The sequence below is a fragment of the Parerythrobacter lutipelagi genome, from assembly GCF_005434975.1.
Classification (GTDB): domain Bacteria; phylum Pseudomonadota; class Alphaproteobacteria; order Sphingomonadales; family Sphingomonadaceae; genus Parerythrobacter_A; species Parerythrobacter_A lutipelagi.
The window spans coordinates 56,198-82,748 of sequence record NZ_SKCJ01000002.1 but is presented as its reverse complement, the minus strand read 5'-3'; the positions used below and the strand labels follow the sequence as shown (position 1 = coordinate 82,748).

Annotated in this window: 21 protein-coding genes; 11 read left to right on the top strand and 10 right to left on the bottom strand. The window is 61.6% G+C overall.

Features of this window, described 5'->3' with window-relative positions:
• Window positions 1-89: 89 nt before the first annotated feature.
• Together E0502_RS08795 and E0502_RS08790 are read left to right on the top strand one after the other, a co-directional pair.
• Entirely contained in the window at window positions 90-791 is a 702-nt protein-coding gene (locus tag E0502_RS08795) for a response regulator transcription factor (RefSeq protein ID WP_137677653.1), read from the top strand.
• Window positions 792-966: 175 nt separating this feature from the next.
• Window positions 967-1,332, top strand: coding sequence for a hypothetical protein (locus E0502_RS08790; RefSeq protein ID WP_137677652.1), 366 nt, complete (start codon window positions 967-969; stop codon window positions 1,330-1,332).
• 9 nt (window positions 1,333-1,341) lie between these two features.
• Here the strand turns inward: E0502_RS08790 and E0502_RS08785 are convergent, their stop codons facing one another.
• From E0502_RS08785 to E0502_RS08750, 8 genes are all read right to left on the bottom strand, one after another.
• On the bottom strand, window positions 1,342-3,531 hold the full coding sequence (locus tag E0502_RS08785) for a CHASE2 domain-containing protein (RefSeq protein WP_137677651.1): 2,190 nt from the start codon (window positions 3,529-3,531) through the stop codon (window positions 1,342-1,344).
• 32 nt (window positions 3,532-3,563) lie between these two features.
• Window positions 3,564-4,871 carry a FecR family protein gene (locus E0502_RS08780; RefSeq protein WP_161593744.1) on the bottom strand — a complete coding sequence of 436 codons (1,308 nt, stop codon included), beginning with the start codon at window positions 4,869-4,871 and terminating at the stop codon, window positions 3,564-3,566.
• Between the two features lie 177 nt (window positions 4,872-5,048).
• Window positions 5,049-6,056: a DUF2891 domain-containing protein gene (locus E0502_RS08775; RefSeq protein WP_137677649.1), complete on the bottom strand. Its 1,008-nt coding sequence runs from the start codon at window positions 6,054-6,056 to the stop codon at window positions 5,049-5,051.
• On the bottom strand, window positions 6,047-6,997 hold the full coding sequence (locus E0502_RS08770; RefSeq protein ID WP_137677648.1) for a DUF979 domain-containing protein: 951 nt from the start codon (window positions 6,995-6,997) through the stop codon (window positions 6,047-6,049). The genes E0502_RS08775 and E0502_RS08770 overlap by 10 nt, the downstream gene beginning before the upstream one ends.
• On the bottom strand, window positions 6,994-7,686 hold the full coding sequence (locus E0502_RS08765) for a DUF969 domain-containing protein (RefSeq protein WP_137677647.1): 693 nt from the start codon (window positions 7,684-7,686) through the stop codon (window positions 6,994-6,996). The genes E0502_RS08770 and E0502_RS08765 overlap by 4 nt, the downstream gene beginning before the upstream one ends.
• Window positions 7,683-11,240, bottom strand: coding sequence for a hydantoinase B/oxoprolinase family protein (locus tag E0502_RS08760; protein ID WP_137677646.1), 3,558 nt, complete (start codon window positions 11,238-11,240; stop codon window positions 7,683-7,685). The genes E0502_RS08765 and E0502_RS08760 overlap by 4 nt, the downstream gene beginning before the upstream one ends.
• A gap of 12 nt (window positions 11,241-11,252) precedes the next feature.
• Window positions 11,253-12,356, bottom strand: coding sequence for an acyl-CoA dehydrogenase family protein (locus tag E0502_RS08755; protein ID WP_137677645.1), 1,104 nt, complete (start codon window positions 12,354-12,356; stop codon window positions 11,253-11,255).
• 18 nt (window positions 12,357-12,374) lie between these two features.
• On the bottom strand, window positions 12,375-13,571 hold the full coding sequence (locus E0502_RS08750; protein WP_137677644.1) for an acyl-CoA dehydrogenase family protein: 1,197 nt from the start codon (window positions 13,569-13,571) through the stop codon (window positions 12,375-12,377).
• Window positions 13,572-13,824: 253 nt separating this feature from the next.
• Here E0502_RS08750 and E0502_RS08745 point away from each other — a divergent pair, with 253 nt between their 5' ends.
• The 9 genes from E0502_RS08745 (at window position 13,825) to E0502_RS08705 (ending at window position 25,035) form a co-directional block, all read left to right on the top strand.
• The gene (locus E0502_RS08745; protein WP_161593743.1) at window positions 13,825-14,325 is read left to right on the top strand and encodes a DUF4402 domain-containing protein; all 501 of its coding nucleotides are present in this window, start codon (window positions 13,825-13,827) and stop codon (window positions 14,323-14,325) included.
• 46 nt (window positions 14,326-14,371) lie between these two features.
• Window positions 14,372-14,947 (top strand): DUF4402 domain-containing protein, encoded by a 576-nt coding sequence (locus tag E0502_RS08740; protein ID WP_137677642.1) that lies wholly within the window; start codon window positions 14,372-14,374, stop codon window positions 14,945-14,947.
• Window positions 14,948-15,119: 172 nt separating this feature from the next.
• Window positions 15,120-15,614: a DUF4402 domain-containing protein gene (locus E0502_RS08735; RefSeq protein ID WP_137677641.1), complete on the top strand. Its 495-nt coding sequence runs from the start codon at window positions 15,120-15,122 to the stop codon at window positions 15,612-15,614.
• 64 nt (window positions 15,615-15,678) lie between these two features.
• Window positions 15,679-16,236 (top strand): DUF4402 domain-containing protein, encoded by a 558-nt coding sequence (locus E0502_RS08730; protein ID WP_137677640.1) that lies wholly within the window; start codon window positions 15,679-15,681, stop codon window positions 16,234-16,236.
• Window positions 16,237-16,335: 99 nt separating this feature from the next.
• The gene (locus E0502_RS08725; protein WP_137677639.1) at window positions 16,336-17,274 is read left to right on the top strand and encodes a fimbrial biogenesis chaperone; all 939 of its coding nucleotides are present in this window, start codon (window positions 16,336-16,338) and stop codon (window positions 17,272-17,274) included.
• A complete protein-coding gene (locus E0502_RS08720) occupies window positions 17,271-21,356 on the top strand; it encodes an SdrD B-like domain-containing protein (protein ID WP_137677638.1) in 4,086 nt (1,361 codons plus the stop codon). The genes E0502_RS08725 and E0502_RS08720 overlap by 4 nt, the downstream gene beginning before the upstream one ends.
• Window positions 21,357-21,446: 90 nt before the next feature.
• The gene (gene cysD / locus E0502_RS08715) at window positions 21,447-22,361 is read left to right on the top strand and encodes a sulfate adenylyltransferase subunit CysD (RefSeq protein ID WP_137677637.1); all 915 of its coding nucleotides are present in this window, start codon (window positions 21,447-21,449) and stop codon (window positions 22,359-22,361) included.
• Window positions 22,361-24,280, top strand: a complete 1,920-nt coding sequence (gene cysN, locus E0502_RS08710) for a sulfate adenylyltransferase subunit CysN (protein WP_137677636.1) — start codon at window positions 22,361-22,363, stop codon at window positions 24,278-24,280. The genes cysD and cysN overlap by 1 nt, the downstream gene beginning before the upstream one ends.
• An 8-nt stretch (window positions 24,281-24,288) precedes the next feature.
• The gene (locus tag E0502_RS08705) at window positions 24,289-25,035 is read left to right on the top strand and encodes a 3'(2'),5'-bisphosphate nucleotidase CysQ (RefSeq protein WP_137677635.1); all 747 of its coding nucleotides are present in this window, start codon (window positions 24,289-24,291) and stop codon (window positions 25,033-25,035) included.
• Here the strand turns inward: E0502_RS08705 and E0502_RS08700 are convergent, their stop codons facing one another.
• Complete coding sequence (locus E0502_RS08700) at window positions 25,036-25,908, bottom strand: HpcH/HpaI aldolase/citrate lyase family protein (RefSeq protein ID WP_137678749.1); 873 nt, start codon at window positions 25,906-25,908, stop codon at window positions 25,036-25,038.
• Between the two features lie 124 nt (window positions 25,909-26,032).
• Window positions 26,033-26,383 carry a hypothetical protein gene (locus E0502_RS08695; protein WP_161593742.1) on the bottom strand — a complete coding sequence of 117 codons (351 nt, stop codon included), beginning with the start codon at window positions 26,381-26,383 and terminating at the stop codon, window positions 26,033-26,035.
• Between the last annotated feature and the right edge of the window lie 168 nt (window positions 26,384-26,551).

The window sequence follows — 26,551 nt, the reverse complement described above, 5'->3', positions numbered from 1 at the left end:
ACACACTTAGCCATGGCCAGGCACATCGGAAAATGTAAACTGCGAATGTAAAAAATAATCGAACCAGCACTTTCGTATGAGAGGACGATATGAAAATTGCAATCGCGGACGACGATCCCGACATCCTGGAGCAAGTCACCATGGCGCTGGAGGGCAGCGGCCATGACTTCGACACATTTCGCAACGGAACCGATCTAACGATTGCGCTTAAACGCAACACTTACGATGTTGTCTTGGCGGACTGGAACATGCCGGGCGAAACCGGCATCGGTGTCCTGAGCTGGGTCAGGGAATCGCTCGATCATCCTCCTGCATTCATCCTTCTCACAAGCCGAACCGAGAAGAGCGACATTGTGCGCGGACTGGAAATGGGCGCGACCGACTACATCGTAAAGCCGGAAAGCAGCGAAGTGATCCTGGCCCGTATCGAAGCCGCGGCGCGGCGCGGCAAACGCGATACCAAAGAGCGATTCGAAGAATTTGGCGACTACAAGATCGACCGGCTCAAACAATCGATCGAATTCAAGGCAGAGCAGATCAAACTCACCTCCAAGGAATTCAGCGTCGCCCTGCTCTTCTTCGAGAACGTCAACCGCCCGCTATCGCGCAGCTATATCTTCGGTCAGGTGTGGGGCGGGTCGCTCGATATCGAGACCCGGACCCTGGACATGCATATTTCACGGGTACGGTCGAAGCTGAGTTTGCGTCCGCAAAACGGATATGTCATTCAAACGGTATTCGGTTTCGGATATCGTATGGATCGGTATCAGGGGGGCGAGGAGGACGAATAGAATGATGCAATGGTGCGAACGGCTTGTGACACGCACCGCGCTTCTGATCGTCCCATCTCTTGGATTGGCGGCATGCGCTGTAGCAACACCTGTTGCGGTTGAGTCCACCGCCCCGGGATATGGTTCCTTTTCCAGCGTGGCCTTGCAACAGGCCGAATCCGGACAGACTCAGCGGATGGCTTTCGCGGACACACTCCGGCGCAAGTTTGGCGATCATGCCATTGTAATTAATGCCGACGCGCCGCTGCTGGCCGATTACGCGATATCGCTCCGCAATTCCGAAACCGGTCTCGCTGAACCGTCCGATGGTGCTGCGAGCGCGCAAGGGATCGACTGGCATTCCGCACCGCGCAAGGGCCGGTTGTTCGACAAATGCGAAGCCGTGCGGCTGCGCGCAACGCTCGTGTTGCTGAGCAAGACTGAAGGTTCGGTCGTTTATCGCGGGCACGGTGAAACCAATGCCTGTAATGCGTCAGAAAGCGATTTCGACCGTTTGGCAGCCACTCTGGTCGATGACGCAATGGCCAAGGCATCACGCTAGGCCGCAAGGCTAAGCTTCCGCGCCTCCACTGGCATCCGGCAAGTTGATCGTGAAACGCGTGCCTTTGCCCGGCGCGCTTCGCACGATGATAGTACCCTGATGCAATTCGACTGCCCGCTTGACGAAGGTCAGGCCGAGGCCCGCGCTGGGGCCTGCTTTCGTTTCATGGGCCCCGAAGCGCGCGAAGGGATCGGCCAGCCTTTCCATGGGAAGCCCGGGACCCTGGTCGGCCACGACCAATTCGAACTTTCCATCCTCCGTTTCGGCCAAACGAACCGTCACCGACGACCCGCCCGGCGCGAATTTGATGGCATTGCCGAGCAGGTTGTCGAGCAATCGGGCGATGATCGAGGCATCGACCCAGGCGAAGATCGGCATCTCCGGCAAGTCTTGCCTGATCTCGATCTTTGCCTTCCGCGCGAGCGAATAAAAACGGTCGCAGGCTTCTTCCACCAGCGCGGCCAGATCTGTATCTTCGTATTGCAGATGCGCTTCTTCCAGACGGGCGATCTGCACGAAGTCATCAGCCAGTTTCAACGTTCGCTCGGCCTGAGCGCGGATGCGCTTGAAGCGTTCCTGCTCGGTCGCGCGCTCTTTGCCGCGATCCGCCAGACCGATGATCGCGACTTGCGGCGAGCGCATATCGTGAGAGAGAAATTCCAGCATCTGTTGGCGCTCGTTCTCGCGGCGCCGAATTTGCGAAATATCTCGTAGAACGACAATCTCTCCGGTCTCCTCTTCGTCGCTCAGTCTGAATTTTGCGCGAGCTACGAGGTACGTCTGATCCGCACCGACGCTTAATTCCCCTTTATCGCCATCGAAGGAAGCGTTGATCAACATCAGCATTTCTTCCAATGTGGGCTGATCGCCTTCCACTTCCCAGCCTGGAAATAGCGCTGCACCGCGCTGATTCATCATTTGCAATGCGCCAAGCCGGTCGAAGACCATCATCGCGTCGGGCGCGAGTTCGATGACACGGCGCATGAAAGCGAAAGAATCGCTGACATTGGTCACCAGACTGCGCATTCGATCAACCTGTCGTGCAACAACGTCGAAGCCAGTCCCCGCCGGGGTTTCTCCTGATGTCGTAAGCAAACGCGCTGCTTCACGGTCAAGGTAGGCGCTGACCGCGCTCAGACGGCGCCAGTTCCACAGTGGGTACGCCAGCAGGAGCGTGATAAGCGTAGCGGCCGGCCCAACCCACACCCGCGCCACCAGAACGAGTATCACTGCAACGAGAAAGGTTGAGGCAATGATGCTGATCGTGGCCAGCAAGCCGCGCTTGGGATCGAGCAACCAGAATGCGCCAAAAAGCAGCGCAATGGCCAGCCATGCCAGCCCGCCGGACCAGAATTTCCCAGCAGGCGTTATCAGGCTTCCATCGCGTGCAGCCAGGAAGAAGCTGGCCTGCGTCTGCACCCCGGGCATCGATTCCCACGCGCCTGACGGGACAATGTAGCGATCCCCCATACCCAAGGCTGTCGCGCCCACGAAGACTGTTCTGCCTTGAACAAATTCGTCAGCCAGCGCGCCCTGAAGCACATCGGAAGCAGAGATGGTGGTGACGGCACCGGGATCCTGAAAGGGCACCACCGGCCGACCGATGCAATTTTCCGCCGTCTCGCCCGCCGCCTGCGCCTGAAGAGCAGCGATGATCATATGCGGGTAGGTCTCGCCATCCGTCTGTTCGCGGCAGGAGAACCGACGTAGCGTGCCGTCGGCATCCTGTGCGGCCGAGACATGTCCGATCGCCTGTGCGGCGGCTGCCAGTTCGGGCAAGGGCAGCTCGGCGACAACGCCATCCTCGCTATTGCCCATTCGAATGAAAGAGTGCGGCAGCACGACTTTGCCCGATTCGATCGTTGCTCTGGCTAGCTCGCCGTCCGCTGCGGAATTGGTCGGCTCGACAAACAGGACATCGTAAATGATCTGCTCTGGCCCGGCAGCGTCGATCCGGTCGATCAGTTCGGCATGGAGATCGCGCGACCATGGCCATGCGCCGACTTGTTCGAGGCTCTGCTCATCGATCGCAATGACAAGAACATCATCGGCCGGTGGCTTGGCAACCAGCGATGTGGCAAAATCCAGTATCCGCGAATCGAGCTTGCTGTTCAGCCCCGTCGCGACCGAATAGGAAGCCAGCGCAAAGCTGCAAAGGAGCAGCAACCACCACTCGAAAACTAACCGTTTGGCAGACATGTGTTGCGCGCTGGCCAATCGTCAGCCGCAGGTCAATCCGACACGGTCAGCTTCTGCACCGGCGCCCAGACCTTGATCAACCCATCCTCTGGATCGGCCTGCATCACCGCGACGCGCCACTCGTAGGCTCCTTGGTCCAACCCGGAAAGGACCATGCCCGATCCGTCCAGCCCGACTTCGTCAACCAGCAAGGACTCGTTACTGCCCGCTGGCCACAACTGGAAAGCGTAATAGCTTTTGCCTTCACCTTCCTGGAGCCACGCAAACAGAAAACCGTCAGCGAGCGGAGATGGCGCGACAGACGGTGCAACACCAAGTCGTTTCCTGCGGAAGGTGTTGGCCTCTGTAGACTTTCCTTCGATGCCCTGAGCCGAAATTGCCCTCGCACGGACGAAGTAGCGCCCATTCTCGATGTTCGCGAAAGTTGCGGCCGCGGCGTTATCGATGCTCTCCGCTATGATATCGACAAAGCCGGCATCGCGGGCGATCTGCGTACGGTAGGCGGTGCTGCCGACCGGAAGATCAGCCACGAAACTGACTTGAGGATCCGTCTGGATTGCACCAGGTTTGTCCAGCGTCGGGGGCGGCAAAAGCGCCTCTTTTGCGCCCAAGCCAGTGGGAGAGCTGGCGATGCCAAATCCGGCATCGGTCAGGTCTGAACCGTCGCCGCTTGCAACCGTCACAGTACCCTCGACAACTTCGGTAATGCTGACGCTTGCGTCAGCATCATGGGCAACGCGAAACTCCGTTCCGCGCACTGCAGTCACGGCGAGCGGAGTGCGGACGCGGAAGCGTTCCTGATCGCGCAATTTCGGCGCTTGAATCGCTCCACGGCCGCCCAGCACTGCAAAATCGACATCCAGCGTCTGCCCCAGAAAATAGCGCCGCGCACGCACCAAGCGGGCTCGCGAACTGGACGGTATGGTGATCAGCGATCCGTCTGCACCGCCGAATGAAACGAAACCGTTGGCACCGGTTTGCACTTCCGTGCCTTCGGCCAGCAGGCTTCCGACAGAGGCCGCGCGCCCGGCAATTCGCACCGGCCCGCTGAATTTCCGAACACGCAGCGAAATATCTTCGTAGCGTGCAAGTTCGCGCGGAATGCGCAGCGTGGAACCGATTTTCAACCGGCGCGGATTTGCTACGCGGTTGAGGCTTTGCACGCGCGCCACCACATTTCGGCCATCCAGATACCGGTCGGCCAAAGCATAGAGCGTGTCGCCCGTCTGGACGCGATAGACCAGCGGAGGGTCATCCTGCGCATGAAGTGCGGGTGCCAGCGCAAATGCCAGGACTGCGGCCAAGACAAAGCGCAGTATCCGTTCCCATCTCGCCATCATCCGCCCTTGTCTCCCGCTATGCTTTTTCTCAGCTTGGCGCATTACCGCCGGATTGCCAACAAAGCATGCTGAAGCTGCTGGTTGTGACAAGTTCTTACAAGCGAACACTTTGATGCGTATGCTGGTGATCGCCAGAGGTATCGATTTGTCGCAACGCAAATTTTTGGTGCGCGATGACTATTGCTGATCGTTCTCCAGCATCCCCAACAGTGCGAAACTCGCCAGCCAATGTTCGCCCATATAGTCACCGGTCACGTGCGGCAGAGCGCTTGCCATGTGCGTATTGGCGGTCTCGCGGGCGATCGCGGCTTGTTTGCCCATATCCCTCGACAAGGATCGCCATGCCCAGGCGCGGCTGAGGTTGAGGCCGTCCAAGTGGGCTATCTTACCATCGGTGCGGTCACTCACGGTCGCGGGAGTGAACAGACTTGCGGGCTGGCGGCGGGCTAGATCGGGCAGAAAAGCTCTGAACCACGCGGCGAAGTCCCCCGCGTTGAGCGCACGCTGCATCAACATTGCTTCAGTCAGTGCGGAAGAGAGAAACTCGTCGCCGCCCGGTTCCCATGCCTGGCAGGCGCGGTCTGCATCGAACCAGCGGCATGCCTTGTCGTCGATCATCGGGACAAGAGCGAGATCATGTGCTTCCGCCCATTCGCGTGACAGCACCAACGCGAAGGCGCTGTTGAAATGCGTGCCGGTGCGGATCGGATAGGTCAGGATACCGAGATAATGCCGCAGCCGCGCGGCGAAGGCGCGGGCGAGCGGTTCGAGCCTCGCGCCCCACTCCGCATCGCCATGCCGGGTCGCTTCGAGGTGCAGATAGAGCAGCCACGCCCAGCCATAGGGTCGCTCGAACCCCGCCGAGCCGGGCCGGTCGAGATAGGCCAGTTCCACCGCCAGCTTGTCCGGCGTGAAGGTGTTCTCCGCCAGCGCGGTAATCTCGCTCGCCTCGGGCATATCGGGATAGAGCCGTCGCAGCGTCAGCAGGGTCCACCAGCCGTGGACGCAGCTGTGCCAGTCGAAACTGCCGAAGAAGCACGGATGCAGCACGCGCGGCGGCTGCGCATCTGCGTCCGCCGCCAGCACATGGTCGAGCTTGTGCGGGTACTCGCGCGCAACATGGCCCAACGCGGTGCGCGCGAAATGGCGGGCGATGTCCTCCGTCAGTTCGCCGCTCAGGTCCACAGGAGGAACGCCCCGACATAGATGATCACGACATTGCACACCCACAGCGGGATTGCGGTGCCGATCTGCTGCTTGATCACCCCGTTCTGGTCTTTCAGTTCGAGCAGCGCGGCGGGCACGATGTTGAAGTTGGCCGCCATCGGCGTCATCAGCGTGCCGCAGAAGCCTGCGAGCATGCCCACCGCGCCGATCACCGCAGGGTTGCCGCCATAATCCTCCACCAGCAGCGGTATGCCGATCGCAGCCGCCATCACCGGGAAGGCGGCAAAGGCGTTGCCCATGATCATGGTGAACAGCGCCATTCCGAGTGCGAAAACGATCACGGTGAGCAGGATACTGCCTTCGGGGATCACCGCGCCCGCCATGGCGCCGATTATGTCCCCCACCCCGGCAAGCGCGAAGACCGCGCCCAGCGCCGCGAGCATCTGGGGCAAGATCGCCGCCCAACCGATCGAGTCGAGCAGGCGGCGGCCTTCCTCTGCCGGGGCGAGCACCGGCGGCCGAAGCCACACCATCGCCGCGGCCAGCGCGAACAGCACGCCGATGCCGAACAGGATCAGCGTCTCGCGCCGTTCCTCGAACAGGCCGGTCTCGCCGAACGGGGTGTAATTGTAGAGCAGCGTGCCCGCGACGGCGGTGATCGGCACGATTAGCGCCGGGACGAACAGCTTGTTGCCGAGCAGCGCGGAGAAGTTCAGCCGCTCCTCGAGCGTGGTGGTCGGCGGATCGCTGCGTTTCAGACCGCCCACGCCCGCGATGCCGACCATGGCGAGCACGAGGACGCCATTGGCAAAGTCACTGAGATGGCTGCCGAAGAAGAAGCTGGCCGCAAGCAGGCCCCAGAAGGCAGCATTGCCCCATTTCCGATCGCGCAGCGACAACAGCGCCCAGATCGCGAAGAAGGCACCGGCGAGGATGAAGAGCCATTCGTAGGTGATCATCGGCCCGCCTCCGTTTCAACCGCGGGCAGCTTGCCGAGCCTCCGGTCCATCGCGAGCAGCCGCCCGCCGTGGATCAGGAAGGCGCAGATCGCGGTCGGGATCGCCCACACCGAGAGTTGCAGCGGGGTGAGCGGGTAGCCCGCGCTTTCGAACACGCCCTGAATCAGCAGGATCGAAGCGATGGCGAAGAAGATGTCCTCGCCGAAAAACAGCCCGACGTTGTCGGTCGCCGCCGACATCGCCTTGACCTTCTCACGCTCTTCGTCAGGCAAGTCGCCGTGTGATTTCTCCGCCGCCGCTTCGGCCATCGGCGCGACCAGCGGGCGAACCGCCTGCGGGTGACCACCGATATCCTTCATTCCGATTGCGGCGGTGATCTGGCGGAAGCCGAGATAGACGACCAGCAGCTTGCCCATGGTTGCACCGCGCATATTCTCGATCAGCCCGCGCGCGCGCTGCTGCAAACCGTATCGTTCGAGCAGGCCGATGACCGGCAGGATGATCCATGTGACCGAGATATATCGGTTGTCGTTGAAAGCCTTGCCCAGCGCCTCCACCACGGCGACGAAATCGAGGCCTGCCAGCAAGCCTGTCGCGAGCGCGGAGACGACCACCACCAGCAGCGGATTGAACCGCAGGGCAAATCCGGCGACGACAATGGCGATGCCCGCCAATGGCCAGTAGTTCATTCCGATGCCTCCCCGAAGCCGCCCCCGCCAGGCGTAAGTATAACAAAGGCGTCACCCGCTTCCATTTCTGCCGATGCGGTGGCGCTGAGCTCTTCCACTGTGCCATCCCTGCGCTCGACCCAATTGCGCCCCGGTAAAGCATCCCCCCCTCCAGCCAGCCCGCGAGGTGCAATCTTGCGGCGATTGGCCAGCATGTTCGCACGCACCGGTTCAAGGAAAGTCATTTTGCGCTCAACCCCGTCGCCGCCGCGATGCGCGCCTGAGCCGCCAGAGCCCCGCCGGATTGCGAACCGGTCAAGCCGCACCGGCAGGCGCGTTTCGAGGATTTCGGGATCGGTCAGGCGGCTGTTGGTCATATGCGTTTGCACTGCGCTGGTCCCGTCATGGTCCGGCCCCGCGCCCGATCCGCCCGCGATGGTCTCGTAATACTGGTGCGTCTCGTTGCCGAAGGTGAAATTGTTCATCGTCCCTTGGCTCGGTGCCAGGCGGCCGGTGGCGGCGAACAGCGCGTCGGTGACGACCTGGCTCGTCTCGACATTGCCCGCGACCACCGCAGCGGGCGGCGCGGGACTCAGCATCGAGCCTTCGGGCACGATGAGCTCGACCGGCCGCAGGCAACCATCGTTCATCGGGATCGGATCGTCGATCAGCGTGCGCAGCACATAGAGCGCAGCGGCGCGGGTGATCGATCGCGGGGCGTTGAAATTGTTCGGCAGTTGCGCGCTGGTGCCGGTAAAATCGAACACGGCGGAGCGGCGCTCGCGGTCGATACGGATCGCGACCGAGACCTGCGCGCCATTGTCCATTGCGTAGGTAAAACTGCCGTCCTCCAGCGTGCCGAGCAGGCGGCGCACGCTTTCCTCCGCATTGGCGAGCACGTGGTCCATGTAGGCGGCGATGACTTCGCGGGTCTGGTCGCGTGCGGCCTGCTGGAGCAATTCCGAGCCGCGCGTGCAGGCGGCAAGCTGAGCGCGCAGGTCTGAGATATTGCGATCGGGATTGCGCGCGGGCCATTCGCCCCATCTGAGCTCTTCGCGGATCGCGCTCTCGCGGAAACGCCCTTCGTCGACCAGCAGGACGTCGTCGAGCAGTACGCCTTCCTCATCGATAGTCGAACTTTCGGGAGGCATGGAGCCGGGGGCGATCCCGCCGATATCGGCATGGTGGCCCCTCGCAGCGACGAAAGCGTCGGGCGTATCGGAGGTGTCGTCGTAGAACACCGGGACGATCAACGTGATGTCGGGCAAATGCGTCCCGCCGCGATAGGGATCGTTGAGCACATAGGCGTCGCCGCGCCTTATGCCGCGATCGTCGCGATTGTCTCCGCGCACTTCGACCACGCGGCGGATCGAATCCGCCATGCTGCCGAGGTGGACCGGGATATGCGGCGCATTGGCAATCAGCGAACCGTCTGCGGCGAACAGCGCGCAGGAGAAATCGAGCCGCTCCTTGATATTGACCGAGGAGGCGGTCGACTGGAGGACCATCCCCATTTCCTCGGCAATCGCCATGAACAGGTTGTGGAATATCTCCAGCCGGACCGGATCGGCTTCGGTCCCCGCCGCGCGGCTTCGGTAGAGCGCGGTGTGACGGGTCAGGACAAGGCTGGTGTCCTCGCCGAGCCTCGCCTGCCAGCCCTCTTCGACCACGGTGGTGGAGCCTGGGTCGATGACCAGCGCCGGGCCATGGGTCGTCTCGCCCGCGCTCATCCCGCCGCGCTCGATCGTGCGCCAATGGCCGCTTGGCTGCGCGCCTGCGCTGTCCCCGACCAGCGGCTGCGCCCGGTCGAGGCCGCCCGAATCGCCACTGGCCTCGACGCTCAGGGCCTCAAGGATAATCAACGCCGTATCGTCCGAATAGCCGAAACGCTGGCGGTGGAGTTTGCGAAAATCCGCATCCATCGACGCTGCATCGGCAATATCGAGCGTGAGCGTGCTGTCGCTCCCCTCGAAGCGCAGCCGCGCGCGGGGGACCACGCTGATCGCTTCCTCGGCAATGCCCTGATCGCGCAAATCGCCGCGCGCCGCATCTACCAGCTCCGCCAGCTCCGCTTCGAACCCGTCCGCCAGCGCGCGCACCACGCTCGCCTCGCGAATCGCTTTCACCGGGGCAAGCCCGATACCGAAGGCCGACAGGATTCCCGCCAGCGGGTGCACCAGCACGGTCTCGATGCCGAGCATGTCAGCCACCTTGCACGCATGCTGCCCGCCCGCGCCGCCGAAACAGGCGAGCGCGTATTCGGCGACGTCGTGCCCGCGTGCGACGCTGATCTTGCGGATGGCGCCGGCCATATTGTCGACCGCGATGGCGAGGAATCCTTCAGCGATTCCCTCCAGCGGCATCGGCTCGGGCAAGGCCGCAGCAACTTCGCGCAATCGCTCTTCGCTCGCTGCCGGGTCGAGCGGCTCGTCGCCGCCCGGCCCGAAACTGGCAGGGAAGAATGCGGGATCGATGCGCCCGAGGAACAGGTTGCAGTCGGTTACCGTCAGCGGGCCGCCCTTGCGATAGCACGCCGGGCCGGGATTGGCCCCGGCGCTTTCAGGCCCCACGCGGAAGCGCGCGCCGTCGAAGCGGCAGATCGAGCCGCCGCCGGCCGCCACAGTGTGGATCTGCATCATCGGCGCGGCGATCCGGACGCCCGCGATCACGCTGTCTCCGGTCAGCTCGTACTCGCCAGCGTAATGGCACACGTCGGTGCTGGTCCCGCCCATATCGAAACCGATCAACTTGCGGAAACCGATGGGTTTGCTGGCAGCGACCATCCCGACCACGCCGCCCGCCGGGCCGGAAAGAATCGCATCCTTGCCGCGAAAGGCGCTCGCTTCCGCCAGTCCTCCGTTCGACTGCATGAAACGCATCCGCCCGGTTTGCGGCATCTGCCCCGCTACCTGCTCGACATATCGGCGGATTACAGGTGACAGGTACGCATCCACCACTGTCGTATCGCCGCGCGGCACCAGCTTGATCAGCGGCGAAACCTCGTGGCTGACACTGACTTGCGTAAAACCGATTTCGCGCGCAATTTGCGCCAGCCGGGCTTCGTGTGCTGTGTGCTTCCATCCGTGCATCAGTACGATGGCGAGCGCGTCGATCCCTCGCTCATGCACTGCCTGCAGGTCGGCGCGCGCCTTGCCCTCGTCAAGCGCGACCTGGACACTGCCATTCACATCGACCCGCTCGGCAATTTCGACCACAGTTTGCGGCAATTGCTCGGGCAGCACGATGTTCCGGGCGAAGATCTCGGGCCGTGCCTGCGTGCCGATGCGCAACGCGTCGCCAAACCCGGCAGTGATCGCGAGGGCGAGCGGCGCGCCTTTGTGTTCGAGCAGCGCATTTGTCGCCACAGTGGTGCCGATGCGGACTTCCGCAATCGGCGCCTTTCCGTGACGTGCCATGAGACGGCGCACCGCCTCGCTGGCGGCATCGGGATAGTGCTCCGGATTTTCCGACAGGAGCTTTTCCGTCACCAGCCGCCCATCCGGCGTGCTCGCGACGACATCGGTGAAGGTGCCGCCGCGATCGATTGCGATCCGCCAGGAAGGGCTATCCGCCATGCCTGACGTCGATCAGGCAGCCCGGCCCGTCTGCTGGGCGCTGAGTTCGATGAAACGCGCCAGATGCTCGTCCTCGTCACCCAGCACATGACCGAGCATGATGAGACGTTTGGCATAGTGCGAGAGCGGCAGTTCCCATGTCATGCCGATTCCGCCATGCAGCTGGATGGCTTCCTCGGCGACCAGCCGTCCGACCTTGCCGAGGGTGTATTTGGCCGCTGCGCCAAACCGGTCGCGCTCCTTCGCATTGCCATCAAAGAATGCCGCCGCGTTGATCGCCGCCGAACGCGCCTGCTCGATTTCGAGCGAAACGGTTGCCATCCGGTGCTGCAGCGCCTGAAATTTGCCGATCGGGATGCCAAATTGCTTGCGGGTGCGCAGATATTCCAGCGTCTGGTCACGCAGGACTTCCATCACCGCCGCCGCTTCCCATGCAGTGGCCACGACACCGGCAGCCAGCGCGGCGTCGATCGCGGTCGCATCTTCGGTCAACAGCTTGGCAGGTGCACTGGAAAGCGTCAGTTCCCCCGCTGCGCCGCCATCGACCAGCGGATAGTCACGCACCTCGACACCGGACGCGCCGGTTTCGACGAGAAACGCCGCAAGGCCGCCCCCTGTTTCAGCCGTGACAACCACGATATCAGCGCTGCCGAGATAATCGACCACGCCTTTGGCACCAGTCAGCGTCCAGCTATCGCCGGATTTTGTCGCTGTCGTTTGCTCTGCGACCGAGCCATCAGCCCCGACCGCAGCTTCATGCGCGAAACTGGCGATGCTCGCTCCGCCGATCACATCGCCCAGTGTTTCCTCATCGCCAGCCGCCTCGAGCAGCTTGCCCGCCAGCAAGGTCGCGAGAAACGGGCCGGTCGGCAGACCGCGCCCGACTTCGCCGAACACCACGCCGATGTCGAACGGCGAGCCGCCGAAGCCACCCACTTCTTCGCCAAACAGCGCGCCCAGGATGCCAAGCTCGGCCATGCCTTGCCACATGTCCTTGTCGTAGCCGGCTTCGCTTTCCAGCGCGGCCTCGCGCGCTTTCCAGTCAGCCTTGTCCGCAAGATAGCGGGACAGCGTATCGACCAGCATCTGCCGGTCTTCACCAATCGAAAAATCCATCTGTCTGTGTCCCGTATCTTAGAGGCCGAGGACGGCCTTGGTGATAATCTCGCGCTGCACTTCATTCGATCCGCCAAAGATCGAGAGCTTGCGATTGTTGAAATATTGCGATGCTACCGGGCCCGCCCATTCGGGACCGACCGGCTCACCGTTGAAACCTTCTTCGAGTGCTTCGGCGACGAACGGCCGCGCGTAACGGCCCGCAGCACGGCGCATCAGATCGTTGATCTCCTGCCGGATCTCCGTCCCGCGGATTTTCAGCATCGAGCTTTCAGCGACCGGGGCATGGCCCGCACCTGCCGCATCGAGCACGCGCAAATTGGTGGTCTTCATATTCTCCAGATCGATCTCCAACTTCGCGAGCCGCGCAGCGTAGAACGGGTCTTCGCTCAGCGGCTTGCCGCCTCGCATGGTGGACTGTGCGACATCTTTCAACGTATCGAGCAACGCCATCGACGCGCCGACCCCGGCGATATTGGTTCGCTCGTAAGTCAGCAGATATTTGGCGTAGGTCCAGCCCTTGTTCTCTTCGCCGACCAGATTGGCAACGGGCACCTTCACATCGGTGAAGAACACTTCGTTCACTTCATAGTCGCCGTCGAGCAGCTTGATCGGGCGTACTTCGATGCCCGGGCTTTTCATGTCGATCAGCAGGAAAGAGATGCCTTCCTGGCGCTTTCCTTCATTGCTCGTGCGCACGAGGCAGAAGATCCAGTCGGCATGCTGGCCGAGCGTCGTCCAGGTCTTCTGGCCATTGACAATATAATGGTCGCCCTCTCGCACGGCCTGCGTCTTGAGGCTGGCCAGGTCCGAACCGGCACCCGGCTCCGAATAGCCTTGGCACCACCAGTCGGTGCCATCGAGAATGCGCGGCAAATAATGGCGGCATTGTTCTTCACTGCCGTATTTGATCAGCACAGGTGCCAGCATGGACAATCCGAAAGGCACCACGCGCGGCGCGTGTGCGATTGCCGTTTCGGTTTCGAAAATGAACCGCTGCATCACACTCCAGCCAGTACCGCCCCATTCTTTCGGCCAGTGATTGGCCAGCCAGCCGCGGTCATTAAGGATGGCGTGCCATTCCTCCATGTCCGCCTTGGTCAAATTCTGGCCGGTGCGCACCTTTTCGGACAGGCGCTTCGGCAACTTCTCTTTTAGGAACTCGCGCACTTCCTCGCGGAAGGCTTCGTCTTCGGGGGTGAAATCGAGGTTCATATCGCTTGTCCAATGCTTGTGTGCAGGCAGGGGAAAGTGCCTAGCCCAAAGTTGACGTATCCGTAAAGCAGCTCCGCCAGATTGCTACTCCCCGGTCAGGAGGAGGCATGGATGAATATCGCGCCAGTGCAAAATGTAACACACGCTGTAGCGCAAAGCCCGTGCGATCGGGTACATGGTCAACACAATGACTTTGCGCCTGCCACCTCTAGTGCGACAATTCTTGCGAATACCGTGCGCGCTGCTTGCTGCGATGGTCCTATTCGTACCGCAAACGGCCCATGCGGACTTTCCCCGCCTGCGGGTCATTCCCGAAAGCGAGCTTCGATTCGGAGAATTCGCAGTCATGGATCGGGGGTACCGGATCGTCGGCCCGACCGGGACCGTGCAAAGCGTCGGGATCTTCTCAACCACGAATTCGGGAACCGGGCCTGCTCGGTTCAAAGTCAGCTACGACCGCGGAAACAACAGCCGCAGGCGGCTCGACCTCAAGATCGAATTGCGCTTTTCCGCCACGCCGATGCAGACGCAAGGCGGCCTTGTGACCCGGCTGACGCAATACCAGACCGATCTGCCAGGGTATTCGACCGTCTCCGCAGGTCAGGCGATCGAAATCACCATCCCCAATTGCGTCCAGCGCGCGTGCGAAACCACGTTCAATCTTGGCGGCCGGCTGGATGTGGAGCGCGACTCCGGCGGCGGAACAGTCGCGTTAGGAATTCCGGTCGATGCTGTCCTGATATCGGTCAAGTGATCTCTGCGCGCTGGAACAGCGCCAATTGTCCAATAGTCAGCGGCACATGACGCGTGCTGCTCACCGCCCTGAATTTGTCCGCCGACACGCAATCGCAGCACTGGTCCTGTTGTGTCTCTTCCCCAGCGTGGCGGCAGCGCAGCCAGGCAGAGCGACCGCGCAAGGTTCGGCTTCGGCTGTCATTGTCGAGCCATTGGCAGTTACTGCGATCACTGATCTGCAATTCGGGGCGGTAGCGGTTTCCGACCTGCAACCAGGGACTGTAACGGTTCCTGCCGGCAGCGGCACGGCAAGCTACACCGGCGGAGCAAGGGCGGCATGCAGCGAGCAAAATGACTGCGCCGCTGGAGCAGCCTTGTTCACGGTAAGGGGCGAGCAAGGACGGGATTACGACATTCTCCTCCCGGCTCAGGTCACCGCAGCTGCACGAGGCGGCGGCGGCGCTCTTTTCGTAACCGGCCTGCATTCGCAAAGCCGCAACCGCCCGGGAGACAACCTGATGGGCAAGCTCGATATGAACGGCAGCGACGATGTCCGTATTGGCGGCACATTGGAAATTCCGGCCGGATCCGAGCCCGGAACCTACTCGGCACAGGTGCCTATAGTTGTGTCGTATGGTTAGCGCCGGCTTAAATTTGGGGTTAAACCCCTGATATCGCCTCAAACCCGGAAGTAAGTCTTCTTTAAGACCTAAGGGCTATCCCCTAATTTGTAACACGAAAGGTCAACTCCCTTCGTGTTGTGGTGCGCAACAACGCATCGACCAGGACCAAGCCTTTTGGGGAAGACCGAAAATGAAAAAGATTGTTCTCGCAGCGTTCGCAGCTGCCATTGCTACCCCGGCTGCTGCCGCACCGGGCGACACTGACACCACGCAGGGTACCGCAACGGCTACCATTGTGGCTCCAATAACCATTACCCATGATACGGGCGCTGCGCTCGCATTCGGCACGATGACTGCCGGCGGCGGCGGCACTGTGACGGTAACTGCAGCTGGCGCACCGACTGCAGGCGGCGATGTTACGCTCCTGACCGGTTCGACCAGCTCGGCTGACTCGTTCACTGTCACCGGTAGCGCGAACCGCAGCTTCACCATCGCGACTGCGCCCGGAAGTGTGACTTCGGGCACGAACTCGATGGCCTTCACGACTGCCGCCAGCGGATCGACCGGCACGCTTTCGAGCACCGGTTCTGCCACGTTCACCGTCGGAGGCATTCTGACCGTCGGTGCGAGCCAGGCCGCTGGTGCCTACACCGGCAGCTACGACGCGACCGTCACCTACAACTAAGTCTTAGCGAGTGCGGGCGGACCCATCTCGGGTTCGCCCGCAACTTGTAGAGGCACAATTAACCATGTTCTCCCGGCCAACCCACAGCGCCGCTTTGCGGATCGCCCTTGCTGCCGTCGCATTTGCGACTGGCGGTACGGCCATGGCTGCGCCGGGCGACACATTCACGCTACCCGGACAGGCTCAGGCCCGTGTTGTCGAGCCGGTCGACATTCAGTCGGTCGCAGACCTGCGCTTCGGGCGCATCATGCAACCCGCCTCGGCAGGCACGCTGACAGTGCGGCCCGATGGCACGACCGCCACCACCGGCGGCGTCACGGGCAATGCCAACACCCCGCAGGCGGTTAACGGACGCGGCCCGGCGGTATTTGCGCTGTTTGGTGATCCAAACCGGCGGTTCAATGCCAGCACGACTACAAACACCAGCCTTCAGATCACCGTCACCAGCAGCACGGCTTCGATGTCGGTCAACCAGTTCCGCGACAACACCGGCCCAGGTTTCGACCAGCTCGACAGCAGTGGCTATTTCGCGCTGTTCGTTGGTGCCCGGCTCAATGTCGGCGCAAACCAGCAGGTCGGCAACTACACCGGCAATTTCCTGGTCACTGTGCGTTACAACTGATCCTTCGGGGACAGTCGACGCAGACTCTTTACCTGTGATTCCATCATGGTGTATGGCTGGCCCGATCGTGAGATCCGGGTTCGCATCACGGGGTTACAAATGAAATCGATCCAATCTTCCCGGCGATACCGCACTGCGGGATTCGCCCTTATCGCTTCGCTCGCCTGTCTGGCGACGACAGCCACTGCCCAATCGCAGTCCGCGCCCGAGGCCGAAGCACCCGAGCCGCCGGTAGATTCAGTCGGCGGGATGGGCGATATCAACCTGTTCCCCAAGCGCGTGGTGATCAACGGACGGCGCGATATCGCAACCATCGGCCTGTACAACAAGACCGTGAACGACGGCGATTACGAGATCCTCGTGCAGGACATGATTATGACCCCGCAGGGCCAACTGATCGAATTCAACAATGGCGTGAGCGAGACTGACAAGGCGCGCGTTCGCACCGCAAGCCCGTTTCTGCGTTATTCCCCGCGCCGTGTCACGCTGCGCGGCAGCGAATCCCAGACAATTCGCATGATGGCTCGCGCAACCAATGACCTGCCGGACGGAGAATACCGTTCGCACTTTCTTGCCATGTCGATTCCGCGTGATCAGGATGACGGCTTCTCGATCGACGATGCGATTGGCGGGCAGGAGGCAGAAGGCATCGGCGTCACCATCCGCCCGCGTTTTGGCATCTCGATTCCGGTCATTGTGCGCATCGGAGAAACGTCGCTGGACGTCGGTATCAGCCATGCGGCGCTTGTTGCCCTGCCCGACGGAACGCAAGGCGTTGGCGTTACCATCGACCGCACCGGAACGCGCTCCGCATTTGGCGATTTCGTCGTCACTGCCCCAGGTGCCAGCAAGCCCATAGCCATTTCCCGTGGCATCGGCGTCTATCCGGAAATCAACCAGCGCAAGGTTTTACTGCCGATCGATCCGGAAACAGAGCCGCGCTTTCTCGCCCCCGGTGTCGAATTGACGATAACTTATACGGACGATGACTTCGCGCCCGGTGCGGAGCTGGCCGAGCATAAATTCGTCATCAGGTGACCAGAACCAGAGCCCGCAATGTAGGAACGGTTGCCCTTGGCACTGTCCTGCTCGGGCTCGGCTGCAGCCAGCGCGACCAAACAGACAGCAATGCCGGCCTCGCCTTCCCGGAAGAGGAAGCCTCCGATCCGGGCGCGGTGCCGCGCAAGCAGGGTTATCCGGAACCGGAGTTCGGCCCGGTGGCACGCCGCGCGATCAAACAGCGCGAGATTAAAGAGCCCGCTATCGGGCGTATGCGCGATCCGGTTGCGCCCGCTGCAGACCTGCGCGAGCAAGGGTCTCTAAAGGATCGCAAGCGCGCATTGCTGGAAACGACCAGCGACCGGACGCTCGTTGCGGTCGAGCCGAAGCCGGTGACCGGCCCTGCCGCTTTAGCCACCGCCGCCCCGCCGGACGACAACCCGGCGCCGCCAAGCCCGCTAGCCGAAGCGGCCGCTCCGGGAGACGGAACAAAGGTTCCGGAGTCAGTCCTGGAGGCTGAAGGCGATTTCGTGGCCGCATTTGCAGCGGCCAAGGATGCTGCCGGCGACCCTGGTGAACATCTGGCGGAACCGGCGCCATCCAGTCCCGCAGGAATTGCGCAAGCACCGGACGAAGCAATTGTCTGGCCCGAGGTCGATTTCACCCCAGAAACAAAGCCTGCACAGAACACTTCCGAGGAACTCGCCGCGATATCGCTTGCCGGCGAGAGCGCCGCCGACGAGGAAGCGCCAGCGCTGTCCAAACCGGCATCGGGCGATCCGCAGTCAGCACAAGCGAGCTCCCCTCCGGTCTATGCTCCTCCTTCTTCCACCCCTCCCCAAGCGGAAACGCTTGCGATTGCAGAAGTGCCAGCAAACCCGCCGCTCAGGCAGGATCCGGACAATCAAGAGCCCTCCCAGACAGGCTCGAGCAGCACCGTAAACCAGGCGCAGCGCGTCAATCCGCCGGCGGAATCGTCGCCTGAACCGATTTCGCAATCCCCAGTGGAAGCGCCAATGCAAGCCCCGGCGCAGTCGGATGAGCAGGCATTTGCGGCCGCGCCGCCCTCCCCTGCATCGCAGGCGGTCTATGCCGATGTGATCGACCAAACGTCTTTTGTCCCGCCATCGGCTCTACCGGCCGACGATGATGCGACCGTTCGGCGCCGAACGATTGATCGCGGCGCAACTGCACAGGCTGCGCAAGGCAGGCCCGCTGAAGAAGCACCGGCGATCCAGCCATCGACAGTGCCCGAACTGGCGTCGGTCGTCCCGCCGCGCCGCAGCCCTATCCCGATGACCACCGCGACCACGCCGCAGCCCGATGCCGCGGAGCTGGAAGCGGCCAACGATACCGGCATCAACACAACGCAAGCTTCCTCAGCTGCCAGCACTTCCGAGCTCCTCCCGGCAGCACGCAGCCAGCCGACCCTCGGACTGAATAGCGGCGGCGCAGATCAGCGCCCGGACCCTGCCGCCGCGGGGATGACCGAAAGCCGGCAATCGGGTTTCACCGCATCCGCTCAGCCACCCGCGCTGAGCTATCAGGACGAGCTCATCCTTGAGTTGAAGGTCAAGGATGTCGAAGCGGCCGACACCATTATCGCTTATGGTACGCGAAGCGGCGTTTATTTACCGCTCGGCACGCTCGCACGTATCCTCGATCTGGCAATTGTGGTGAGCGATGACGGTCACTATGCCAATGGCTGGGTGCTGGAAGAAGATCAGACACTGACGATCGACCTGAGGCAGGGCATTCTGGTCCAGCGGGGCGAGGAAACCCCACTCGCGCCCGATGCCGCTGCCGCTTTCGAAGGCGATCTGTATGTTCGCGATAGCCAGTTCGAGCAATTGATGCCGCTGCGGATCAAGACAGACTTGCGCTCGCAAGCGGTACTCGTCGAAACGCTCCAGCCTTTCCCGTTCGAAGAACGGATGAAGCGCGAGGCCGATCGCAGGCGGCTCGCAAACCGGGCCAGTCCGAACACGCGCCAGACATGGCCGCGCGAAGATACGCCATATCGGGCGGCCACGTTGCCGCTGGCCGATATCGAACTCCGCGCCCTGTCGGACAGCGCATTCGGACCGCGCCTCGAAACCGATATCCAGCTAGCCAATGATCTGGGGTTCCTGACCGCACAGGTGTTTTTCAGCGCCGACACAGAGCGCGGTCTCACCGCTTCGCTGATCGAACTGGGCCGGATGGATCCCGATGCGGAATTGCTGGGACCGCTTGCCGCGACTGAATTTGCGGTTGGCGACGTCTCGACCACGTCGATGCCGATAGGGCTGCGAAGCGTTTCGGGGCGCGGCATCAGCATCACCAATTCCCCGCCGGAGACGTTCTCCGTCTTCGAGAAGATCGACCTGCGAGGCATTCTCCAGGAAGGCTATGAGGTCGAGCTGTACCGCAACGAAATCCTGATCGGATCAACCCGCGAACGGGTCAACGGGCAATATGAATTCCTGCAGGTCCCGGTCGACTTCGGCCTCAACGCTTTCCGCCTGGTGTTCTTCGGCCCACAAGGCCAGCGCAGCGAGCAAGTGCGCCGGATCACAGTGGGTGACGGGCGGTTGCCCGAGGGCAAATTAGTCTATCGCTTCGGCGCTGTGCAGAAGGACGAAAATGTCCTCGGCATACGCAATCCCGATTTCATTCCTGCGCAGGACTTCGGCGCCTGGCGGGCAAGCGGCGAGCTGGCTTACGGCCTGACATCGGACATCACCGCCCTGGTCAGTGGCGCTTGGTTCGAGACAGCGATAGAAGAACGGTGGGTCGCCTCTGCAGGAGTTCGCACCGGGCTCGGACGGTTTGCCATCAAGGGGGATCTCGCGGCTGCCAGCGGCGGCGCCTTTGCCGTCAGCGGCGGCATTGGAGGCAGGTTCGGCAATTCCGCAGTAACAGTGAGCCATGCCGAGTACTCCGGCAATTTCATCGACGAGACCCGAAGCGTCGGCTCGGAGTTTCTCCGCCGCGCGACGGAAATCGACTTCAATTCCTCGTTGAATCTGGGCGATCCCGTATCGGGGCTGACAATTCCGTTGACCGCACGCATTCGGCATACCGAGAGCGCTGCCGGAAGGGCCCAGACCAATGCCGCGTTGCGCGCATCGGCACGGCTGCCCCACTTCCTTGTCTCGAATACACTCGAATATTCGCGGTCATCGGTCCCCGGCCTCTCCACCCAATCGCAACTGTTCGGCAATTTCGATCTCGCAACGGCCACGCGTTCGAAAACCCGCGGGCGGCTGTCACTCGGCTATCAGATTGTGCCCGATCCAGATCTTGTCTCTGCGGCGGTGGAGGTCGATCGCGCGATCGACAGCAACACCGCGATCCGCGGATCGGTTGGCTATTCCTTCACTTCGAAATCGGCCCAAGTGGGGCTTTCCGCCGTTCGCGATTTCGATCGTTTCACAGCGGCGCTGGACGGGAGCTACGGTTTTCGCGACGATACCTATTCGATCGGATTGCGGCTGGGACTAAGTTTCGGGCGCGATCCGCTACGGGGCAATTTCTTCATTGCCCGGCCGGGTCTAGCGACATCGGGCGGGGTGTCTGCGCGCGCTTTCCGCGACATGGATGGAGATGGCGCTTTCGGCCCCGGAGACAGCGTGTTGCCTGAAGTCGATTTCGCCGCATATAACCAGACCGCAACCACGGGCGGCGATGGCATCGCCCGTCTTGCGGGCCTTGGCGAAGGGCGCGGCGTGAGCATTCAGGTCGACACTTCCACACTCCCCGACATCGATCTGGCGGCGATCAAACCGGGTATCGAAGTGGTGCCGCGCCCGGGCCGCATCCATGCCGCAGACTTCCCGATTGTCTCTGTCAGCGAAGTCGACGGGACCGTGACGTTCCGGCAGGAGGGACGCGCGCGCGGCGTTTCCGGGGTGCGGTTGCTGTTGAAGGATACGAACGGCAAAGTCGTCAAATACGCCCGCACTGAAGTGGAGGGCTATTACTTCTTCGAGCGCGTTTTGCCCGGCAGCTACACAATCACGCTCGAACCTGACCAGTCGGCCAAGCTCAATCTGTGCGCGCAGCAGGACTACACGCTGAATGTCGGCTTTGAAGCCGATCTGATCAGCAAGGATATCGACATCGCGCTGTGCAATTGACGCGCCGCGCTCTCTGATTGCTCGAATGGCGCACCTGATAGACAAGATTTCTTCCATCATCGGCGCAGCGCTGCCATCTGCCTTGGCACCATGACTCCAGGATTGACCCATCTCCAACGGCTCGAAGCCGAAAGCATCCACATCATGCGCGAGGTGGTTGCCGAGGCTGAAAAGCCGGGAATGCTTTACTCGATCGGCAAGGATAGCGCTGTGATGCTGCACCTCGCCAAGAAAGCCTTCTTTCCTTCGTCGCCGCCCTTTCCGCTGCTGCATGTCGATACCACCTGGAAATTCCGGGAAATGTACGATCTGCGCGCCAAGAGCGCGGACGATGCAGGCATGGAATTGCTGGTGCATCAAAATCCTGAAGCGCTGAAAGCCGGCATCAATCCGTTCGATCACGGACCTGCCCACACCGACATGTGGAAGACGCAGGGACTGAAACAGGCGCTCGACAAATTTGGCTTCGACGCAGCCTTCGGCGGCGCGCGCCGTGACGAAGAGAAGAGCCGCGCGAAAGAGCGGATATTCTCGTTCCGCAGCGCGAGCCACGGCTGGGACCCAAAGAACCAGCGGCCCGAGCTTTGGAACCTCTACAACACGCGGAAAAACAAGGGTGAGAGCATCCGTGTCTTCCCGCTTTCCAACTGGACCGAACTCGATATCTGGCAATATATCATGGCTGAGAATATCGAGATCGTACCACTCTATTTTGCCGCTCCACGCCCGACCTATGAATACGAGGGCGGGCTGTTCATGGCCGACGATATCGAACGGCTTGAGCAAGTGCTCGGCCATCGCCCCCGGATTACCGAACGGTCTGTCCGGTTTCGCACGCTCGGCTGCTTCCCGCTGACCGGTGCAGTTGAGAGCACCGCTTCGACCTTGTCCGAAGTGGTGCAGGAAATGCTGCTCACAACTACCTCCGAACGGCAAGGCCGCGTGATCGACAAGGATGCTGGCGACGCGTCGATGGAGCAAAAGAAGCGGGAAGGATATTTCTGATGACCACTCCCGCTTACGCAACCGATGCGCTCATCGCAGATGACATCGACGCCTATCTCGACCAGCATCAGAACAAGTCGATGCTGCGCTTCATCACCTGCGGTAGTGTGGATGACGGCAAGTCCACCCTGATCGGGCGGTTACTTTACGACAGCAAAATGATCTTCGAGGATCAGTTGGCGGCGCTCGAAAGCGACAGCAAGCGCGTCGGCACACAGGGTCAGGAAATCGACTTTGCATTGCTGGTCGACGGGCTCGCCGCAGAGCGCGAACAGGGCATCACGATCGACGTTGCTTATCGTTTCTTCACTACGGAGAAACGCAAATTCATCGTCGCCGACTGCCCGGGCCATGAACAATACACACGCAATATGGTGACCGGGGCTTCGACAGCCGATCTGGCCGTCATTCTGATCGATGCGCGCAAGGGCGTTCTGGTCCAGACCCGCCGACACAGCTTTCTGTGCCATCAATTGGGCATCACAAATATCGTGCTGGCGGTGAACAAGATGGATCTGATCGACTACGATCAGACGGCCTTTGACTCGATCGTCGCGGACTACGCCGCTTTCGCGGCCGAAATTGGCATCGCAGACTTCACGGCCATTCCGATCTCCGGCCTTGCTGGCGACAATATCACGCAAGGGTCCGGCAACACCGCGTGGTATGGAGGTCCATCGCTGATCGACCATCTAGAGTCGGTCGAAGTTCGCAGCACGGCCAATCTCGAGAAGCCGTTTCGCATGCCGGTGCAATGGGTCAATCGGCCCAACCTCGATTTCCGCGGCTTCGCAGGACAGATTGCCACCGGCAGCGTCAAGCAGGGCGACACCGTCCGCGTGTTGCCATCGGGCAAGACCAGCACCGTAAAGTCCATCGTCACTTTCGCCGGCGAGCTGGATGAAGCGCAATCCGGTCAGTCTGTAACGCTGTGTTTCGATGACGAGGTCGATTGCTCGCGCGGGGATGTGATCGCGGTGGCCGATGCGCCGCCCGAAGTCTCGGACCAGTTCGAAGCGACTATCGTCTGGCTCGACGATGAGCCCATGATGCCCGGGCGTGCCTATGCCATGAAGCTCGCGTCGCAGACTGTCTCAGCAACGGTCCAGCCGCCGAAATACGAAATCAATGTCAATGATCCGACCGGCGCGGGGTCGCACTTGGCGGCCAAGACGCTGGAGCTCAATGCCATCGGCGTGGCCGAGATCATGACCGACAAGCCGGTCGTGTTCGAGCCTTATCGGGAGAACCGAAGCCTTGGCGGGTTTATCCTGATCGACAAGCTGACCAATCGTACGGTCGGCGCAGGGATGCTCCACTTCAGCTTGCGCCGGGCGCAGAACGTGCATTGGCAGGCGGTCGACATCACCCGCGACGATCACGCCGCATTGAAAAACCAGAAGCCACGCGTGTTGTGGTTCACCGGGCTTTCCGGCTCGGGGAAATCCACCATTGCGAACGAAGTGGAAAAGAAGCTGGCGATGATGAACCGCCACACCTTCCTGCTCGACGGCGACAATGTCCGGCACGGTCTCAACAAGGATCTGGGTTTCACGGAAAGCGACCGGATCGAAAACATTCGCCGGATCGGCGAGGTCGCCAAGCTGATGACCGATGCCGGCCTGATTGTACTCACTGCCTTTATCTCCCCCTTCCGCGCAGACCGGCAGCTGGTTCGCGATATGATGGGCGACGGCGAATTTATCGAGATTCACGTCGATACCCCGCTCGAAGTGGCAGAGGCGCGCGATGTCAAAGGGCTCTACAAGAAAGCGCGGGCCGGTGAGCTGAAGAACTTTACCGGGATCGACAGTCCTTACGAGGAGCCCGAGGAGCCCGAAATTCGCGTGAACACTGTCGAGATGACGCCCGAAGAGGCCGCCAGCTATATTATCGAACAAGTCCTTCCGCTCAAATGAGCAAGCTGATGACCGCTGATACGTCCGATGCTGAACTGGCGGCGCAGCTGGCCTATGAAGCGGGCCGCATCTTGCTCGATATCCGCGCAACGTCGGGCCTCAACGGCAAAGCGCTTGGCAAGGCGGGGGATGATGCCGCCAACCGCTATCTGTGCGAGCAAATCCGCAGGCTCCGGCCCGACGACGGCCTCTTGTCCGAAGAGGAAAAGGACAGTGAAGAGCGGCTCGGCAAGGCCCGCGTATGGATCGTCGACCCGGTTGATGGGACGCGTGAATACGGCGAAACCCGCACGGACTGGGCGGTCCATGTTGCCTTGTCGATCGACGGCCAGCCCAGCATTGGCGCGGTTGGCCTGCCCGGTCTGGATGCAGTCCTGCGCACCGACAGGCCGCAAGTATTGCCGGAGGCGGCACAAACCCCGCGCCTAGTGGTAAGCCGGACCCGGCCGGCAAAGGAAGCGGTCGAAGTGGCCAAACGCATTGGCGGTGATCTGGTACCGATGGGCAGCGCGGGCGCTAAAGCCATGGCCGTGGTGCGCGGCGAGGCAGAAATCTATCTCCATTCAGGCGGACAATATGAATGGGACAATTGCGCCCCCGCCGCCGTCGCACTGGCCCATGGCCTGCATGCCAGCCGGATCGACGGGTCGCCGCTACGCTACAACAATGCCGACACTTACATGCCCGATCTGCTGATCTGCCGCCCCGAATGGGCCGGGCGCGTGCTCAGCGAAGTCGCGGCGATTTCCCGCTGATCAGTCCTCGACCTGCGCCAGCAATTGCTGCGCGCGCGACAGATGCGGACGATCCAGCATCTTGCCGTTCCAGCCAATTGTGCCCGCACCGGGATTGGCCGCGAACAGTGCGATGATCTCGCGCGCTTCGGCAATGTCGTCGGCGCTCGGGCTGAAGGCCGCGTTGATCACCGGCACCTGAGCCGGGTGGATCGCCAGCATCCCGCGATAGCCCTCGCGCCGGACCTGCTCGGCCCGTGCCTGCAAGCCTTCGAGATTGCGAAAGTCAGTATCGATTGTCTCTATCGGCAGAACTTCCGCCGCCGCTGCCCCAAGCAAGCATAGGCTGCGCGCCATCTTGTAGGTGAAAGAAAATTCGCCATCGGGATCGCGATTGGTCTGCGCACCGATGGAATCGGCCAAATCCTCTGCACCCCAGGTCATCGCGGCGAGGCGCGGCGAACCGGCATAGTCTCCAGTGGTGAACATTGCCGCGGCGGTTTCCGTAACCAGTGCGATAACCGGAGTGCTTCCCGGTTCGATTTCGTGTTCACCCTCAAGCGCAGAGAGCAGCCGGTCCAGTTGCTCCACATCGTGCCGTCCGCGTGACTTCGGCAGCATGATGCCGCCGGGCTTTCCGGGCATGATTGCTGCAAGATCGTGCGCCGTATGCGGTCCATCGAGCGGGTTCACCCGGACCCAAAGCCGCGCACGGTCAGCTGGGTTGGCGCGGAGAAAATGGTACACCGATGCTCTCGCCGCGGGCTTGTTCTCCTCCGCGACGGCATCCTCCAGATCGAAGATGACCACGTCGGCCTCGCCTTCGGCAGCCTTGGCCATTTTTCGGTCGCTGTCCCCCGGTGCAAACAACCATGAACGCGCTTTTCCAATCATGTTCGCTTTCATGCCATCATCTTTCGCCAAGCAAATTGCACAGGACTCGGATCTTGCGATGGATATTTTGCAGGCTGGACGCAACCCCAGTCGCTGCGATACCCGGTCGATACTGAACAGACATCTATGTTCCTGCCTGCCCGCACGCGGCCGCAAACCGGACAACGTGCTCCTCTCGAACGAGAGTTCTGCCATCCAGCGCAGTGAAAACCAGTTCCAGTGAGTATTCCGCGTCTGCGCCGGGAGCCGAAACCCGGACGGACGGGAAGCTGGCTGCAAGAATGACTGGTTGGCCATTAACGAAGGACCCGGTGCGCGAATAGAGGATCACGTCGCCGTCGATCAGGCGAACGCTCAGCGCCGCTTTGCTCGCCTGCTCTGTTCGCGCTGGAATAGCCGTCACTGACAGCATGCCGGACCTGCCGTTTGTCGAAATAGCTGTATCGATAGCCAGTTCGGCGATGTCGTTGCTCACCAATTGGCGGGTGTCACCGCACTCCGGCCCGGATTGTGCCGACGCAATTGGTACGGGACCCGCATGGCTCGTGGCACAAGCGGACACAACCATCGCCAAAAACAGGACTGTAAAACCGCGTGTGCTCATCGCCAAGCCATAGCCCAACCACCAGCGCAATTGATAGCG